The sequence below is a fragment of the Acidobacteriota bacterium genome (assembly GCA_018268895.1).
Lineage (GTDB): Bacteria > Acidobacteriota > Terriglobia > Terriglobales > Acidobacteriaceae > Edaphobacter.
Genome location: JAFDVP010000007.1, coordinates 844,720 through 862,262, shown reverse-complemented (window position 1 = coordinate 862,262; position 17,543 = coordinate 844,720). Strand labels below are relative to the sequence as shown.

Annotated in this window: 13 protein-coding genes, 1 tRNA gene and 1 pseudogene; 5 read left to right on the top strand and 10 right to left on the bottom strand. The window is 58.8% G+C overall.

Annotation, left to right across the window (positions count from 1 at the left end; genetic code table 11):
• Window positions 1–288 precede the first annotated feature (288 nt).
• Window positions 289–1,329: a LacI family DNA-binding transcriptional regulator gene (locus tag JSS95_11310; GenBank protein ID MBS1800403.1), complete on the top strand. Its 1,041-nt coding sequence runs from the start codon at window positions 289–291 to the stop codon at window positions 1,327–1,329.
• Between the two features lie 73 nt (window positions 1,330–1,402).
• Window positions 1,403–1,684 (top strand): annotated as a pseudogene (locus JSS95_11305) (hypothetical protein).
• 36 nt (window positions 1,685–1,720) lie between these two features.
• Here the strand turns inward: JSS95_11305 and JSS95_11300 are convergent.
• Window positions 1,721–1,810 (bottom strand) — tRNA-Ser (locus JSS95_11300).
• Between the two features lie 152 nt (window positions 1,811–1,962).
• On the opposite strand from JSS95_11300, the gene JSS95_11295 reads away from it, so the two are divergent.
• Window positions 1,963–5,547, top strand: a complete 3,585-nt coding sequence (locus JSS95_11295) for a tetratricopeptide repeat protein (protein ID MBS1800402.1) — start codon at window positions 1,963–1,965, stop codon at window positions 5,545–5,547.
• 21 nt (window positions 5,548–5,568) lie between these two features.
• On the opposite strand, the gene JSS95_11290 is transcribed toward JSS95_11295, so the two are convergent.
• Entirely contained in the window at window positions 5,569–8,019 is a 2,451-nt protein-coding gene (locus tag JSS95_11290) for a hypothetical protein (protein ID MBS1800401.1), read from the bottom strand.
• A gap of 276 nt (window positions 8,020–8,295) precedes the next feature.
• On the opposite strand from JSS95_11290, the gene JSS95_11285 reads away from it, so the two are divergent.
• Window positions 8,296–9,597 (top strand): ABC transporter permease, encoded by a 1,302-nt coding sequence (locus JSS95_11285; GenBank protein MBS1800400.1) that lies wholly within the window; start codon window positions 8,296–8,298, stop codon window positions 9,595–9,597.
• Between the two features lie 48 nt (window positions 9,598–9,645).
• Window positions 9,646–10,479: a phosphatase PAP2 family protein gene (locus JSS95_11280; GenBank protein ID MBS1800399.1), complete on the top strand. Its 834-nt coding sequence runs from the start codon at window positions 9,646–9,648 to the stop codon at window positions 10,477–10,479.
• 89 nt (window positions 10,480–10,568) lie between these two features.
• Here JSS95_11280 and JSS95_11275 read toward each other — a convergent pair whose 3' ends face one another.
• The 8 genes from JSS95_11275 to JSS95_11240 form a co-directional block, all read right to left on the bottom strand.
• Window positions 10,569–11,591, bottom strand: a complete 1,023-nt coding sequence (locus JSS95_11275) for a methyltransferase (protein MBS1800398.1) — start codon at window positions 11,589–11,591, stop codon at window positions 10,569–10,571.
• 33 nt (window positions 11,592–11,624) lie between these two features.
• Window positions 11,625–13,160 (bottom strand): DUF2029 domain-containing protein, encoded by a 1,536-nt coding sequence (locus JSS95_11270; GenBank protein ID MBS1800397.1) that lies wholly within the window; start codon window positions 13,158–13,160, stop codon window positions 11,625–11,627.
• 142 nt (window positions 13,161–13,302) lie between these two features.
• The gene (locus JSS95_11265) at window positions 13,303–13,788 is read right to left on the bottom strand and encodes a 50S ribosomal protein L9 (protein ID MBS1800396.1); all 486 of its coding nucleotides are present in this window, start codon (window positions 13,786–13,788) and stop codon (window positions 13,303–13,305) included.
• Between the two features lie 50 nt (window positions 13,789–13,838).
• Entirely contained in the window at window positions 13,839–14,198 is a 360-nt protein-coding gene (locus JSS95_11260; protein MBS1800395.1) for a 30S ribosomal protein S18, read from the bottom strand.
• Between the two features lie 171 nt (window positions 14,199–14,369).
• Window positions 14,370–14,792, bottom strand: coding sequence for a 30S ribosomal protein S6 (gene rpsF / locus JSS95_11255; GenBank protein ID MBS1800394.1), 423 nt, complete (start codon window positions 14,790–14,792; stop codon window positions 14,370–14,372).
• 184 nt (window positions 14,793–14,976) lie between these two features.
• A complete protein-coding gene (locus tag JSS95_11250) occupies window positions 14,977–15,579 on the bottom strand; it encodes an aminoacyl-tRNA hydrolase (GenBank protein ID MBS1800393.1) in 603 nt (200 codons plus the stop codon).
• 80 nt (window positions 15,580–15,659) lie between these two features.
• A complete protein-coding gene (locus JSS95_11245; protein ID MBS1800392.1) occupies window positions 15,660–16,334 on the bottom strand; it encodes a 50S ribosomal protein L25 in 675 nt (224 codons plus the stop codon).
• A 103-nt stretch (window positions 16,335–16,437) separates the two neighbouring features.
• Window positions 16,438–17,514, bottom strand: a complete 1,077-nt coding sequence (locus JSS95_11240) for a ribose-phosphate pyrophosphokinase (GenBank protein ID MBS1800391.1) — start codon at window positions 17,512–17,514, stop codon at window positions 16,438–16,440.
• Window positions 17,515–17,543 lie beyond the last annotated feature (29 nt).

Here is a 17,543-nt window from a genome sequence, read left to right as displayed (position 1 = left end):
TAGGCAGGAGCTCAACTGGAAAGCAATGTTCATATTATTTTGAAAGGTTTCAAAATTACAGACAAAAAATAACTGGAATCTAGCATTGTTGTCAAGGCTTTTGTTTTTCCCATCCTCACGCGTACGCCAAGATGCTGAGAACACAACTGCACTCGGTCTATCGAGCAAAATGGAAGGGTTCCATTCATGAATTGAATTGTTTCAAATAAGAGGTTAGATTGGTTCCTGGGTCTCAGTCACTTTGCGACCAGGCTCCTAAAGCCTGATGGAGAAGGCGTTATGGCCAACATGCATGATATCGCCAGAATGGCAGGGGTATCTCTGGGCACGGTCTCCCATGTGCTCAACAATACCGCTAAAGTTCGAGAACCGAAGCGAACCCGTGTGCTTGAGGCTGTTCAATCGGTTGGATATCAGCCTAGCCAACTGGCACGCGGTCTACGACGCGATACAACCAACACGATCGGGATGATCATTCCCGACATCACGAATCCCTTCTTCCCCGCCGTCGTTCGAGGCGCGGAAGATGTGGCCTTCTCGAACGGATATCGTCTGATCCTCTGCAACACGGACAACGATCACTCCAAAGAGATAATTCACCTGAACGAGTTGCGAACCTACCTGCCAGCAGGCCTCATCGTAATTCCGTCGAATTTCAGTGAACTTGCGAAACAGGCGGAGTCATACCGGCAAGCCGGCACGGGAGTGGTGTGTGTCGACCGGCTTCCCAAAAACTGGAGCGGTGATAGCGTCACCGCAAATAACGAGGTAGGAGCTTACAACGCAACTCGGCATTTGCTTCAACTGGGGCACACCAGGCTAGCAACTATCACAGGGCCTCTACACCTTACCAATTCAAAGGAGCGGCTTGTAGGTTTCAAGCGCGCAATAAAGGAAGCAAAACTTCACTTGTCTCCTGAATACTCTCAGGAGACAAGTTTCGATAAGCAAGGAGGACATGCTAAAACTCTTATTTTGTTGCGTCTGATTCCGAGACCGACGGCAATCTTCGCGGGCAACGACATGATTGCATTGGGAGCCTTGCTGGCTGTCCGCGAGGCAGGCCTTCGTTGTCCCGAGGATGTATCCATCATTGGCTTCGATGACCTTGACCTGGCCGAAACCACAAATCCTTCCCTCTCGTCTGTTTCCCAGTCAGGCTACCAACTTGGTACGACTGCCGCTCGCTTATTGCTTGATCGTAGACAAGGCGACGATAGTCCTGCAAAACACGTTGTTCTTGAGACATTGCTAAAACTGAGGCACTCGGTGGCGCCTCCACCTCACATTGCTGGAAAGTTCGTCGACAATGAGGCGCCGCGGAAGTAAACGAAAGCGAACCTGAGCATGACGTGAAGAGTTTTGCCATTTGCAGTTTTAAACTCAGCATTGCCGACACCTCATAGGGTTCGGAAAGGAGTTAGCATTGGCCCTCGCGCCTGAGCAGTACGTTGCCGGGCTTACGGACTTCGGGCCGGGCCGGGCGAAGTTGTTCGGCAACAGCGCCGACGAGTATCTTCAGGTGCATCAGTTGGACAGCACGTAGGCTGATGTGACGGAAGGCTCTGGCGGAATCTGGGAGCGGCTGCACTACGACTGGTTCGATCTTCACCATGTCGTCCTTACGACGACAGACTCCAACGTGTGGGGAGGCGGCTCCGGCCATACCTACACCTTCACGCGTGGAAGAAGGGGAGAGAAAGCGATGCGCAAGATGAAATGGCGGAGGGAGAGGGATTCGAACCCCCGTTACCCGTTAAGGTAAAGCGGTTTTCAAGACCGCCTGTTTCAACCGCTCACACATCCCTCCGCATGAGCGCTGTCAATAGTTTACCTCAGGGATATTCCAAAGCTCCCGCCGGGCCCCGTTCTTCAAGCATTGACACTCGACCCTCTCCAAGGCACTTATAAAGCTACGCAGGAGAGCATATGATGTGCAGTTAGTTCATTTACTTCAATCTCATGGCCGACGACCAGCGAACCCGGCGTGCGGATAAGCCCAGTACAGGCGCTGGCGGAGTTCGCACATCTCCATCCGGCGAAACCTCCTCCTCCGAGCTGCCGACCCTCTTCAACATCGATCCCGGCAATCTCTACTCGCCGCCGCCTCGCAGTTCTTCTGTATCGTCTTCTCCACACTCAGCGCGCCTCGCCCCCGACACCATCATCGGCAACCGCTACACCATCATCGAGATGGTCGGTGTTGGAGGAATGGGCGAGGTCTACAAAGCTCGCGATCTCGCCCTGGGCCGCCTCGTCGCCTTCAAAGTCATCCGCCCTGAACTCGCCCGCGACCCCGACATCATCGAGCGCTTCAAGCAGGAGATCCTGCTCTCGAGCAACGTCACCCACCGCAACGTCATCCGCATCTACGACCTCGGCGAGGCCGACGGTCTCAAGTTCATTACGATGGAGTACATCGAGGGATGCGACCTTCGCGCCGATCTCCTCGATCGCGGCCGCTTTCCGCCTGCCGAGGCCATCACCATCGTTCGGCAGGTCGCCAAGGCGCTCGAGGCAGCGCATGCCGTCGGCGTCATCCACCGTGACCTCAAGCCGCAGAACATCATGTGCGAATCCGGCGGCCGCGTCCTTGTCATGGACTTCGGCCTCGCCCGCACCGTCGATGACAATGGCCTCACCCAGTCCGGCAATATCGTCGGGACCATGGAGTACATGTCGCCCGAGCAGGCACTCGCCTCAGAGATCGACCAGCGCTCAGACATTTTCTCGCTCGGAATCATCTTCTACGAGCTGCTCTCCGGACACTCGCCCTTCCAGGCGCAGAGCGGTATCGCAAGCCTGGTCTTGCGCACCCAGCAGGATGTCGCGCCCCTCGCCGACAGCGACCAATCCATTCCTCGACCGCTCTCAAACATCGTCTGCCGATGCCTTGCGCGCGATGTCGCTCTCCGTTACCAGAACGCGACAGGGCTTATCGCCGATCTCGACGCCTACGAAGCCGGGCAATCTCTCGCTCGTATTCCTGCTGAACCCCCATCGAAGCTCACCATCATTGGCTCCGAGCTTCGTAAATCCTGGAAGACCCTTACCGCTCTCGTCATCGTCGCGCTTCTGCTTACAGGTTATCTCTCCTACGACAAGTTTCACAACCGCTCTGCGCAGATACAGACTGCATCCGCAGGCCCTGCTCTTTCGCTCGCCGTCTTTCCACTTCGCAATGCCTCCAATATCTCCGGCATCGACTGGATGAGCGTCAGCCTCGCCGACATGATTGCAACTGCAATCGGCCAGTCCACGCAACTCCACTCTGTCTCGCCTGAACGAATCCGTCAGGTCTACGCCGACCTGCGCCTGTCGCCTCAGTCCATCATCGACGAACCCATGCTGCGGCGGCTCGCCCAGTTCACCTCTGCCGACACCGTCGTCTCCGGCCAGTACAACCGCATCGGCGACCAGATATCCATCGACGTCACAATTGAAGACCTAAAGAACAGCCATACCACGTCACTCAAAGCGCAATCGCTTGAAAAAGACCTTCCCGCTGCGATCAACACGCTTGCCGAATCCATAAGACAAAACCTCTCGCTGTCATCATCCGATCAGAAGGCTGCCGCTGCGCAATCCATCCAGCCAACCTCGACCTCTGTCGCCGCACTGCGCGACTATAACGAGGCTGTGGCGATGACGCGCGCGGGCAGGAACATCGACGCACAAGCCCTGCTTTCAGCCGCCATTGATTCCGATACCCGCTTCGCGCTCGCCTACGCTCTTCTTGCGCACGTCAAGGACGAACTCGGTTACGAGGCAGAAGCGGTGCAGGTCTCCCGCCGCGCGATGGAGCTAGCCGACTCGCAAAAACTTCCGCCGCTCGCACGGCGTCTCATCCAGGCCAACAATTTTCGCGTCACGCAGCAGAACGACAAAGCCATCGAGACCTACGAAAGCCTCGCCCGCAATCTCCCCGGCGATGAAGACCTCAAATATGTCCTCGGCTCGCTCTATATAGAGACCAGCGACTACGGCAAGGCACGCGCCCAGACCGCGAGCCTTCTCAAAGAAGATCCAAAGAGCATCCGCGGTCTCTGGCAGATGGGCGTTATCGAAATCACCAGCAACAACCCGCAGGCAGCGCTCGACCCGCTCAACCAGGCCCTTTCGCTCGCCATTCAAACCGACAATCAGGAATCCAAAGCGCTCGTCCTTCTCGCCATCGGCATCTCTTACCGGCTCCTCAACAAGCCCGCCGATGCTCTCCACAACTACGAAGACTCCATCGCCATCAACGAGCGCATCGGCCAAAAACGTGGCGTAGCGGCTGCGCTCGCTGAAATGGCGCAGGTTCAGGCATCCTCCGGTAACAATGATGGCGCCCTCGCAAGTTATCGAAAAGCTTTGGGTCTTCTGCGCGAGATCGGCATGAACAAAGAAGTCGGCGACACCCTGATGGACATGGGCTCGCTCCTCTCCGACCTCGGCCAAAGCGACCAGGCGCTACAGGCCTTTCAGGAGGCCTTGCGCGTACAGCGCGAGAGCGGCGACGAAAACTTCGAGGCCCTCTCGCTCTCCAACATCGCTTCCGTCTATGAATCGCGCGGCGACACCGGCAGCGCACTCACTTACTACCAGCAGGCGCTTCAGCTTCGCGAGAAGCTCGCCGTGCCCGGCTTCCTCGCCGACGCCCTCGCCGGCCTTGGCCGCACCTATGCCTACGATGGTCAGTACGACGATGCGCTCAAGTCCTTCGTTCGCGCCCTCGACCTCACGCGCAAGGCCAACGATCCACGCGAAGGAGCATTCGTCTCGCGCTACATGGGTCTCATCTTCGCCGACGAAGGACGCTATGGCGCCGCAGTCAAATCGATACAGGACTCCCTCAAAGCACTCAAGGATCTGGGTGACCAGAAGAGCCGCGACTACGCCTCCATACAGAATGAACTTGCCGTCACTCTCGCACGCGCCGGCAAATTTGACGAGGCGGCAACTGCGCTGGAACCCGCCCAGGCTGCTGCCCGCGACTTGAAAAACGAAGCGCTCGCCGCGCAGATTCTCAACACACAGGGCGAGATCGCCTTCTACCGCGGCAATTTTCCTGAAGCCCGCCAAATCTTCCAACGTGCTCTTCAGGCCCTTGGCCGTCGTGACGATAAACCCACCGCAGCGCGCCTGCGACTCAATCTTTCGCGCACTTCTCTCATGCAAGGCAATCGAAAGGAAGCCGACAGCGCGCTCGCTCCCTATGCCGGCAAAGCGATCTCCCTTCCCCGCACGCTTGGAATTCAGATCTCAATGACTCACGCTGAGATACTCATCGGTAGTGGCGACAATGCACGGGCACGCCAGATTCTCCTCGCCAATCTCAGCGACACCGAGAAGGCAAGCATGAAGCTGCAAGCAGCCCGCATCTACTACCTGATGAGCCTTACTTCGAAGAGCAATCTCGAAGAAGCATCCAGCTTTTGCAGCCACGCTCTCAAAGGGCTCGACGACGTCCGCATCATTGCCGGCAGCGACAAGCTTCTGCAGCGCGCCGACCTGAATGCGATCTACAGGGACTGCACCCAGACAATTACCACCAGACGCTAAATCCAGCAGCATCCAGAACCTTCACTTCACCGTTGTCTTCCAAGTCGAAGTGTTGTTTCCAGGATTTGGATCGCTGTTCGAGCTTCCCACCGTTGCCGTATTCACCAGCACTGCCCCTGCCGCAGCATTCACCCTGACCACAACCTGCACACCTATGCCATCTAACGAGAAACGCGACAGCGGCTTCAACTGGCCCGCGTTGCACACCACCGTACTCCCCGAAGCCGAGCACGACGACGCCCGCGGCGGCTCGCTGCATCCGCCAAACAGCGCGCACGAGATGCTCTCAAACCCCGCGCTGACAAAAGTCGTTCCCCTCGGGATGGCATCTTTAATCACAACGCTATCCGCGGTCTTCGGCCCAAGATTCAGCACCAGCATGTCGTAAGAAAGCTTCGCGCCGCTCTTTACGCTTCGCCTGGCAATCTGAGCAATTGCAAGATCGGCCTGCCCGGTCGCGACCACGTTATACGTCACCGAAACCGGGGTGCCCGCATTGCCCGCGGCATCCGTCACCACCACCGTCAGCGTCTTCCTGCCGGCGGATGATGTATCCAGCGGATACGTCAGCGTCCCCGTATTCAACGTGCCTGGCGCGCCATAGCTCTTCGCTCCGCACACCGCCACACCAGCGCGATCGTCCGTGCAACTGTAACTCACATTCACCTGCTGATTCAGAGTGAAGGAATCTGGCGCCCCATTGATCGTCACCGGAGCCACCGAAAAGGCCGGCCCGCTTGCCACTACCGGAGCCACCGTATCCACATTCAACGGCACGGTGTAAAAGCTCGTTGACCATCCTCCCGATCCTACGGAGGTAAACTGCAACTCCTCTGTTCCTGCGCAGTCCTGTGCGAAGTAGTGCAGCGCGTACATTCCATCCGCCGCAGCCGTCAGCGTCTGCGAGGCCGGCGCAAATACACTCGCCTGTATCGCAGGCGTCGGACAGCCCGCAGGATTCGCCAGCGTCACATCTCCCGGCACCGCAAACTTTGTAGGCGGAACCATGTTCGCCGGCGAAAGGCCATAGGTGATGCTCTTGATCGGCGAAGCCACAAAGTTCTGGTAGTTCGGCACCGTGTTCGGCAGCACAGGCGGTTCGCTGACCAGGCCTACCTTCACCGTGCGCGAGTTCACCCATCCCCCGGGATGCGCTCCCTGCACCATCACCGTCGTCAGATCTTCAGGCACCTGCGCGACCGAGATGAACGTCGAGTTCGGATGCGTTCCCGTTCCATCGAAGTCGTCTACAAAGTCGTCTGCGGCCGCTGCAAGGGCAGTAACCATCCTCAAGGCTGTTGTCTTCACCGCCGGTGCCGCACTGGCCGAACTCACCGACGTCAGGTTCGTCAGCAGGTTCTGCGGACAGCTATCCGTCAACCCGGAGGCTGGATCGAACACGCAGGGTCCACCCGTCCAGCCCTCGCCCGCCATCAGGAAACCAACGCCCTGGTGATATGTCCTGCCGTTCGGCCCTGTGATATCCGGCAGCGTAAAGGCAGGTCCCGTAAATGTATCGGAGAAGACCTCATTCTTCAGCTCCGACAAGGGACACAACGCTCCCGCCGCAGCCGATCCGGTTCCCACCTGGCAGGTCAGCGTGTACAGCTTGCAGGCAGGGCTTCCATTCAGCAATTCTCCCGTATGCACCACGCAACTCGACGTAGCAAACGAAGTCCCTGCCGCATACTGGTTCTGCCACAACAGCGGGTCCAGCGGGGAGTCGCTCGTGCTTGGAATCGTCCCCTCCGCAATCGTCAGCTTCCCGTCCGTCTGGGCCTGCGTCAGGTCATAGGTAAACCCTACCGTCTGCCCCGGCGTTGAATTGAAGTCGTAGTCCTGATTCAACTGACCTGGCGCCGGATTGTTGCTCGATATAGGATTACCCGAGATCTTCGCCGGCCCTGTCACGCCGCCCTGCGTGCAGCTCGTGACCAGGTACAACGACGCATTCGCCAGCAGAACTCCGGCATCCACCAGGTCGATCCTGATCTTCTGGTCTCCCGAGACCAGAAACCCACTCACATCCAGCGGAGCGACCCCGCCCGTCGCGGTATATCCGTCCATGTCCGCGCCAACCATTCCCGGCGCAGCATTCTGATACGTCTGGTTGAAGCAGTTCTGCGCTCCCTGCGCCGGGTCCTGCGTTCCACCCTTGCACACATTCACCGCACTAGTCGTCGCTGTACCCACGGTCACCGACACATTCATGAAGTTATCGACGAGAACCTTGCCCATACCATCGGGCGTTGACGACAGCACCGCCGTCGGGGGCCCGCTCGTCGTATTGCAGCTTAGGCTCACCGTCGCACTGTTGAACGTCGCCGGCGCAGCCCACGACGCTCCCTGCGTCGACGGGCGAACCACTGTCGATCCGAACAACTTGACGGCATTCTGACCAAAAGCGTTCTCTCCCAAACCTGCAAGGAGTGACGTAACAACCGTAGCAATCAGAACTGCCTTCTTCGCCATGATGAGCACCTGGAATCTCTTCCAAAGACCGCCGTCGAACGCCCACGCGAAGCGGACGTAGAAACGCGTAAGTTACAGCAGGGCCGGAATACTGACAACAGGGAGGGACTTCGATATTCCGCCCATAAAATCGCAGTGTCAAGTGCAATCATTTGCCTGTTTCTTTGAAAAATGGCACCCCGGTTCCCTTCAAACTCGCTGAACAGACCCAGACAATAGCGAAAACACGTGCATCGCTGCGATACTGAAAGCGTCTAATTTTCAGGACTTCGGCGCATGGCTTCCACCGCTCATCCTCCCAAACCCGCGGCCCCCCCCAAGACAAGGCTCTCCTCGTTTGAGAAGACACTCGCCAGCGCGCGTTCCACCATGATGTTCAGCGAGGTCGTCCGCCTCGCCGTCGACAGCTTCAAAGCCAGCAAGGTGCGCTTCGTGCTCACCATGGTCGGCATGATCATCGGTTCGGCCTCCATCATCCTCGTCGTCACGCTCGGCCTTACCGGCAAGCAGTACGCCCTCAACCTGCTCGCCTCCATCGGCCCCACCATGATCGAGATGCAGTACAACGGCGGCGACCGTGTAGGCCCCGACAACACCTCCACGCCCGACTTTATGACGCGCGAAGACGAAGCTGCCGTCCGTGAACAAGTCCCTGGCATCATCGCCTCCTCACCCATGCTCGAGCTTCACGACATCGTCTCCATGGGCGGAGGCATCACTAAGAACACCATGATCCTCGGCGTCTCGCCGCAGTACCGCATCGTGCGCAACCTCGCTCAGATCTCCGGCCGCTTCTTCGACGACCAGGACACCGTCACTCATGCAAAAGTCGCCGTCATGGTCGAGCCTCTGGCCCGCGCGCTCTATGGTTCCAGCTCTGCCGCCGTCGGACACACCATCAACATCACCGGCATACCCTTCACCATCATCGGCGTATTCAACATGCGCATCGACACCTTTGGCCAGTCCGAGGTCTCCGATCAAACTATCCTGATCCCCTACCCGGTCGCACGCTACTTCACCGGAACCGACACCGTGAAAGAGATCTTCTTCAGCATGGCCAACGCCGCCGACGTCACACCGGCCTCGAAGGAGATCCTCTCTGTTATCAAGAGCCGTCACCGCTCCACGTCGCAGTACACCGCCTTCACCATGCAGCAGGTGCTCCACGTCATGGCGCAGATCGCCGACATGCTCACGCTCGTGCTGACGCTCGCCGCTGCCATCACCCTCGTCGTCTCAGGTGTCGGCATTATGAACTCCATGCTTGCCAACGTGCAGGCGCGTATTCGCGAGATCGGCATCCGCAAGGCCCTCGGCGCTACCAGTCACGAGATCCGTTTGCAGTTCCTTACAGAAGCTGTCTTCTTGTCGCTCTCCGGCGGAGTCATCGGCACACTCCTCGGCCTCGCGATCCCTCTCGGCGTGCGCCTGCTCACCCCATTCCAGATTCCTGTCTCCGCCTGGTCAGCCGTCATCGCTCTTGGAACTTCCATGCTCGTCGGCATCCTCTTCGGAACGCTTCCCGCCAACCGCGCCGCCCGCCTCGACCCCGTCCAGACCCTCAAGTACGAGTAACGCTTCCAAAGCAGTCACAACGCGGGTGTATCCTGAAGCACCTCAGCGATGCGTGCCTCCGAATGGATCCAACTCGGCTCGGCTTTCATCTTCGCAGTCGCATCGTGGCTGGCTCCTCTCGTCTCACACCCGCTTCCACTACGCCGTCGATGGGCCGTAACGGGGCTCGCCGCAGTCACTGCTACAGCGATCGCTCTCGCACACCTCGCATCTTCAGCACTCGCACCCAATCAATTTGAGGTCGTTCTCGACTGCCTCACCGTCGTTCTCTTTCTTATTCCGTACTGGCAGACGGGCCAGTTCTTCCGCGAGCCAAACCATGCCATCGAGAATCGGCTGCTCGCCTTCGACCGCAGACTGCTCCCGCACATCGCCCACACCTCGGGCACCAGTCGCAACCTCATCGGCTTCATTCTGGAGATGGCCTACCTCTCCTGCTATCCCCTCGTGCCTCTCGGCGTCACCGCCATCTACGCTGCAGGACTGCGCGAGAGAATCAACGGCTTCTGGCTCGTCCTGCTCCTCGCAACGTATATCTGCTATGCCGTCACACCGTTCGTCCCCGCATACCCACCCCGCTCACTCGTCAACAACCAGCCTGCCACCGTGGCACCCGCCAACAAAGGCCGAATCTTCAATCGCTGGCTGCTGAAACACGGAAGCATTCACGCCATCTCATTCCCCAGCGCACATGTCGCTTCGGCGTTCGCCATCGCCCTCGTGCTCCTTCATTACGCTCCATATCTGGGCGCGACCTTTCTCATCATTGCCATCATGATCTCGCTGGGAGCGGTGATCGGCCGCTATCACTACGCGCTCGACGTCATCCTCGGAGCCGTCACCGCCCTCATCGTCTTCCTCGCCTGCTACCGCCATCTCTAGAGCATTTTCCTCGCAGGTGTAGTCTTCAGGGCCGAAGGCCCGTCACATAACAGCCCAGGCCGACAGGCCTGGGTACTCTAGCAGCGCAGCTACGGCTTGATCCCCACCACCATCGAATCGGGGCCCACCAGGTGTTCGACATACGTCTCACCGAACCCTGCCTCCTTCATCCATCCCTGGCAATCTGCACCCGTATAGTCGAAACCGCCCTCCGTCTCGATCAGCATGTTCAGGCTCATCATCAGCCCAAACGCATTCTTCGAGCGATCGTCGTCGATGATCGAGTCATACACCACCAGCGCCCCGCCTGAGGGCAGCGCCTCGAACGCCTTCTTAACCAGCATCTTCTTCTCTTCGAGGTTCCAGTCGTGAAGAATATGCCCCATCGTAATCACGTCAGCCTTCGGCATCGGTTCGCTGAAGAAGCTCCCCAGCTGAAACCGCACACGATCGCTTACACCATTCGCCGCAACATACTCTTCGAAGATCGGCCCGACCTCGGCCAGGTCGAACCCGATGCCCTTCAGATGCGGGTTCGCTAGCGCGATCTGTGTCGCCAGATCGCCCTGTGCCGCACCCATATCGGCGAACGTCTTGTACTTCGACCACGGAAACTTCCGCGCAATCTCCATGTTCGCTCCGTGGCTGATGCTCGACATCGCCTCCAGAAAGCCTCGCAGCCGTGCCGGATCGGCATACAGCGCCTCAAAGGTCGCCGGACCGTCCTTCCCCTCGTTCTGCTGCTGCCCCGTACGCAAGGCCTCGGTCAGGTTGTTCCAGAACCCGAACACCCGCACACTCGCCATCTCCAGGATGCCGCCCACATAGCCCGGCTTCCGCTTATCCAGAAACAGGTCGGTTTCAGCCGTATTCGAGTACGTCTCTCCGTCGCGCTTGAGAAAGCCAAGCGCAACCAGCGTATCCAGAAAATCCTTCGCCGACCGCTCATGCAGTCCGAGCCTTCCCGCCAACATGGCAAAGGGTTGTGGGCCATGGGCCAGTTCTGTAAATACGCCCATCTCAACCGCGCTCAAAAGCGTCTTCGACGCCCAGAACGCGAAGCCAGTCTGAAGAATGTTGTCTGGCGTGGGAACTTCCGCTGCCGGTACCATCTCTGCACTCATCTCGTTCTCCATTCATGGCCGTTATCTCGGTTTGTACAGAAACTGCGGGCGAATCGAAGGCGTCGCTTGATTGAAGTAAAAGCTTGTCCATTCGTTCAGTGGAACGATGCGTTCCTGTTTTGGGTAGGCGGCTGCGGCGGCATCGGCGATTGGCTTCAGCGAATCGACTTCCCAGGGATCCAGCTCATTGGGCACATCTTCCGAAAGCACCCCTGCGTATTCCTTTTGCTTAAACGAGTCGATGAGTTCCGCTCGCAGTCCCTGCCCGGCAGGTCCGCGATCGGCCCGCAACACGTCCCATATTGCCATCCAGTTTGCCAACTGCCGCTCTCCGCTCGAACCGGAGTCTGCCACATTGTGAAAGACGAATATCTCGCCGCGCATCGCATGAAGGCTCTGATCGACTTCATGCGCATAAGCGAACTGAGCTTGTGTAGGAATGAACTCTCGGGGAGCATGAAACAACTGGATCATTTGCAATCCGCACGCAACCATAAGCGTCGCCTGCAACGCATCGGACGCAGGCGACTGCAACGTGGAACCCCATGCGAGGATCGTTGAGATGCTCAATCCGAACAAGACGCAGACTCCAGCATAAAGAGGTAGATCGACGTTCGTTGAACCTCCGAGGTGCAAGCGCGACGACAGCGTCGAGATAAGAATTCCAGCCGCCGAAAATACATAAAAATACAGTTGCCTGCGATCGGGCGTCCTGTGCAGCAGTACCGGTATCGACGCTGCCATGATCAACAACAAAGCGATGCCGAGTGGAGCGATCAGATCGTGCAATATGTAGGTCGCGCCCTTCGACATCATCCATGAGTGATGCGACGGAAGGAACACAGTGTAGTAGCGGTACCACCCCAGGCTCTCCCGGTTGAACCACCATGAAGAAAGCCCTGCCGTCAGAGCGAATGTCCCAAGTCCCGCAATCATCTTCCTTGGACGGCGGAGCTCATGCGCCAATACAAAGAGAGCGATGATGGCCGCGCTTTGTTTCGTCTGGAAGGCCAGCGCAAACGCAATCGCCGACCAAATCGACAGGCCCCGTTGAGATGCATCCAGCGCGAGAAGAAGGAACAAGAGATATAGCATGTCCACGCGCCCCAGGTCGTACCATGCCCCGCTCTGGGCATAGAGCGCAGCAAACAACCCGCAGGCGAGTAGCGCGGAAAAGTTATCGCGAGTGATGCGTTTCACATAAGAGAAGATCGCGATAAGGCATCCCGTCGTTGCCAGTATGCTTACTACTCTCAGCGTGATGAGATTGACTCCCATCAAACGGCTCAGCCATGCGCTCACGTAGATGTAAACAGGCGTGTAGATCAGGGCGACATACATCCTGCCCGGCGCTGCATAAACAGGCTGATGGTTCGCTGCGCGCCGGACCATATCGAGCACCGCGCCTTCAATCCACTCCAGTTGCAATGGAAAGCGAAATCGATGGATCGCTATGTAATAAAAAAGCGCTATAAACGCCGCAGCCAGAAGTGCGACCGCCAGACGCGAAAAACGAAGTATCGTATGCGCCCACTGCCCGGCGTCGATCGGCCTCATGGAGGCACTCTACCGGACTACTCGGCTCGATACTACTAAAATCTCACGGAACTTCCCCTCTTCAGGGAAGCGCCGAAGACACAACAAAACGGCTCCGGCCTCCCGGAGTACCGGGAGGCCGGAAACATTTGCGGCACTTCTGCTACTCTGCCGAAGCAGCACCTGCGGCAACCGCTTCCTGGACCTGGTCGCCCTTGACGGTCACCTTTACGTGCGCCGTCACCTCGCGGTGCAGCTTCACGGGAACGTGGTACTCGCCCAGCGACTTCAGCGGCTCGTCCAGCGAGATCTTACGGCGGTCCACCGTGTAGCCCTTCGCCTCAAGCTCGTGTGCGATGTCGCTCGACGTGACCGAACCGAACAGGTGGTCGTTCTCACCGACCTTGCGCTCGAACACCAGTTCGACAGCCGAGAGCTGCGTCGACAGCTCTTCCGCCGTGACCTTCTCCTTGGCCGACTTGCGAATCGCCGAGCCTTTCATCTGCTCGATCACAGCCTTGTTGGCCGCCGTCGCCTCGATCGCGAGCTTCTCCGGCAGCAGGTAGTTGCGCCCGTAGCCGTCGGCGACCTTCACCACATCGCCGCGATGTCCGAGCTTATTGACGTCTTCCTTCAGAATAACTTCCATGGAACTCTCCAATTTCTTTCAAGCCGTTCGCATTCCGCGACGGCAATAAGTTAGAAGCGGGTTGCGAATGCAAGCAGGGCGATGTTGCGCGACTGCTTGATTGCCAGGCTTAGGCGGCGCTGATGGCGCGTGCACACGCCCGTCAGGCGGCGCGGAACGATCTTGCCGCGCTCGGCGACGAAGCCCTGTAGCAGGCGAACGTCGCGGTACGAGATCGCGTCGATCTTCTCCGTGCAGAACTTGCAGACCTTCTTGCGGCGAAAGAATTTGCGTCCGCCAGGGCCGCCGCCGGGACCACCCGCGGGACGCGGGGGGCGCGGGCCGCCAGGGCCTGCGGGGCGCGATGTGGGAGCAGAGTGTTGCTGCGGCTGCTGCTCAGTGGATTGCGTGCTGTTCGTCTCGTCAGCCATTGTCGATTTCCTCTCTCGTTCGTTGGTGCCGTCGTCCGCTCCAGACACGCCGTGGAGTCTCTGGACATGCTCCTCGTAAGAGGAAGCACGGAAGCGGATTCCGGCGATTGGTCCTGCGTTGTGCGGTGCCCTTTCAGCGCCGCAGAATCCTCAAGCCTTCGCGCGATGCACTTAGACCGCTGCGGCGGCTTCGTGAGCGGGAGCCTCGGCAACCGGTGCTGCGGCGCTCTCGCTGGCAACGGGCAGCGCGCTGCGCTTCACCTTGGTGTCGCGGATCGCCTTCACCTTCGCCAGACGCTTCTCTTCTTCGTCCATGCGAACGGTGATGAACTTGATCACCTGCTCGGAGACGCGCAGACGGCGCTCGATCTCGCCGACCAGCGAACCCTCGGCTGCGATCGTCATCAGAACGTAAAAGCCATCATTGAACTTGCGGACCGTGTACGCCAGCCGACGGCGTCCCATCTTTTCGGTCGACTTCACCTCACCGCCGCCGTCGGTCACGTTCTTCTCGAAGCCTTCGATCAGCTTGTCGAGGTCTGCCTCTTCCACGTCCGGACGGACGATGTACATCACTTCATAAGTACGGCTCATACAGTTCACTTCTTTCTGCGAAGTTCCGCTTCGCACCGCCCGGCCTCTTCCGCCGATTCGGTATGGAATCTACTGCGTTGTGACATCTAAAATGCCGTCATTCTGAGCGTAGCGAAGAATCCCGGTATTTCGTCTTTGCCCTTTGCTGCCGCTAGCCCGTCGATCTTCTCCACTCCAAAACCACTCAACCTTCCGGCTCCGGCCTCCGGTTGAACTCGTTCATCGCGGCGCCGACACCCTTCGTCAACACCACCTCGACCGCAACCTTCACCCGGTCGAGTACCTCATCCAGCACCGCAAGCTCCTGCTTGCGCATCGGCGTCAGCAGATAGTCCCTGCCTCCCGCCTTAATCTCTCTGCCGTCCTCCAGAGCAGGTTTCCCGACTCCGATGCGAACGCGCATCCACTCTTCCGTCCCAAGCGCACCGGAGACCGACTTCACTCCGTTGTGCCCGTTGGCCGAACCGCGCTGCGCGATCCGGAACTGGCCCAGCGGAAATGCCAGCTCGTCGTAGAGAACGATCACGTCCTCTGAGACTTGCTCGATCCCAAGCTCATCGATCAAAGCGGCCACAGAAAGCCCGCTGAGATTCATAAACGTCTCCGGCTTCGCCAGCAGAGCCTCATGTCCTGCCAACCTCGCCTTCGCCGTCATAGCCCTGCCCCGCCGGTTGCTCACCACCACACCGCAGTCGTCCGCGATGCGATCGATCGCAAGAAACCCGGCGTTGTGCGGTGTGAACTGATACTCGATCCCAGGGTTCCCAAGTCCGACGATCAGCTTCACGCGCACATTCTCCAAACCAGCAGGCGAAGAGGAGAGGAAGCCTTCTACTTCCCACTCCCTCTTCCCTGCTCCCTGCCTTACTACTTCTTCTTCGCGTCAGCCGCAGGAGCCTCGGCGGTCTCAGTCTTGCCCTTCTTCGCAACTTCAGGCTCTGCCGGAGCAGCCTCGGCCTCAGCCGGAGCCTCTTCCTTGATGATCGTGACGTGAGCAACCGTCGCATCTTCGTCGCCCAGGAACTTGATCGAACCGGAGTGGGGAAGATCGGCGATGCGAACCACGCCATGCAACTCAAGACCAGTCACGTCAACATCGATGTGGCTTGGGATGTCGCCCGGAAGGCACTCGATCTCGACTTCGCGCAGTACATGCTCAATGATTCCGCCCTGCGTCTTCACGCCCACAGGAACGCCGACGAGCTGAACGGGGACCGAGACACGCATGACCTTGTCCATCGCGATGCGCTTCAGGTCGATGTGCAGCAGCTTGCCCTTGATGGGCTCGTTCTGCCAGTCGACAATCATCGCCTTGGTCGCCTTGCCGCCCTCGATGTTGAGGTCGAAGATCGAGTTATGGCCCGACTCCGAGTGAAGGATCTTCGTGATCACCTTCGGGTCGACCGTCACGGCCACTGCATCCTGCCCCGCGCCATAGACCACCGCGGGAATCTTGCCGGCCACGCGTACGCGGCGCGCCGCATTCTTGTTGAACTTGCCCTCACGAGGAGTCGCGACTACTGCTTCAATCGTTGCTGCCATCTCACTTCATCCTTTCGGGCACGAGGTTGAGCCTCGCTCCCTTTGTTGAAAACGGTGAGCTCGCCACCGCTGATATCTATTCCCTACTACCCATTCCCTGCTTCTAGTTGAAGAGCGAGCTCACGCTCGTCTCCATATGAATGCTCTCGATCGCCCTGCCCAAAAGGCCCGCAATCGAAAGCACCTTGATCTTGTCCACCTTCTGCGCCTCGTCGGTCAGAGGGATGGTGTTCGTCACGACCACTTGCTTCAGCCGCGAGTCCCGGATGCGCTCGATCGCCGGGCCCGAGAGCACGGCGTGCGTGGCGCACGCGTAAACCTCTTTCGCGCCCTGGTCCAGCAACGCATCCGCCGTCTTCACCAGCGTCCCCGCCGTGTCGATAATGTCGTCGAGGATCAGGCACGTCCGGCCACGCACATCGCCGATCACGTTCATCACCTCGGTGACATTGATGTCCGTACGGCGCTTATCGACAATCGCCAACGGCACATCCAGCTTCTTGGCGAAGAATCTCGCCCTCTCCACACCGCCGGCATCGGGTGATACCACCGTCAGGTCCGGCAGGTTCATATCCCGGAAGTGGCTGACGAGCACCGGGCTCGCGAACAGGTGATCCACCGGGATATTGAAAAACCCTTGTATCTGTGCCGCATGCAGATCCACCAGCAACGCCCGGTTCGCACCGGCCGTAGTGAGCAGATCGGCAACCAGCTTCGACGTGATCGCAACGCGGGGCCGGTCCTTGCGGTCCTGCCTGGCATAGCCGTAGTACGGAATCACCACCGTAATCCGCCCGGCCGAGGCGCGCTTCAGCGCGTCCATCATGATCAGCAGCTCCACGAGATGCTGATCCACCGGGTAGCACGTCGGCTGCACGAGAAAGACGTCCGCACCGCGAACGTTCTCGAGCAACTGAAAGTGAACCTCTCCGTCGGAGAAGCGCTGCAAACGGCTTTCGCCCAGCGGCACTCCGACGAACTTGCAGATCTCCTCGGCCAACGCACGATTGGATGATCCGCAAAAAATCTTGAAACGCTTCGGCTCCGGCGTCTTCCCGGAGCGCTTCCGCTCCGGACTCGCCTTGCCGGCCTGTCCTGACGGCTCGCCAGAGTGACCGTGCGCCGAGTTCGTAGGCTCAGGCTGGGAGTTTTGTTCCGGCTCCTCAACCTGACCCTGAATAGGGGAAAGAACTGCAGTCGTGTCTTGTT